1 protein-coding gene is annotated in these 422 nt (G+C 58.3%); it reads left to right on the top strand.

What is annotated here, in order from left to right:
* Window positions 1-86 precede the first annotated feature (86 nt).
* Window positions 87-422, top strand: a 336-nt coding sequence (locus tag AC0AIB_RS31470) for a substrate-binding domain-containing protein (RefSeq protein WP_465098124.1), incomplete at its 3' end; no start/stop codon positions are given.

Consider the following 422-nt stretch of genomic DNA (forward strand, 5'->3'; position numbering starts at 1 on the left):
TTAAACGTCTATGCAAGCCCGGCTATAGTCGCTGGCAAATTGCCCTCACTCAATCAACAACCTTCTCGAACAACAAGGAATGAGCAGTGAAAAAACTTGTTAGCGCGTCTCTCCTGGCCGCCGGCCTAGCCCTGGCGGGCGCCGTTCAGGCCGCCCCCGTCACACTGCTCAACGTCTCGTATGACGTAATGCGCGATTTCTACAAGGACTACAACGCCGCCTTCCAGAAACACTGGGAAGCCGAGCACCCCAACGACAAACTGACCCTGCAAATGTCCTTCGGCGGCTCCAGCAAACAGGCCCGTTCCGTGATCGATGGCCTGCCGGCTGACGTCATCACCATGAACATGGCCACCGACATCAACGCCCTGGCGGACAACGGCAAACTGGTGCCGGACAACTGGGTGACCCGCCTGCCGAAC

The sequence above is a fragment of the Micromonospora sp. DSM 43699 genome (genome assembly GCF_055517075.1).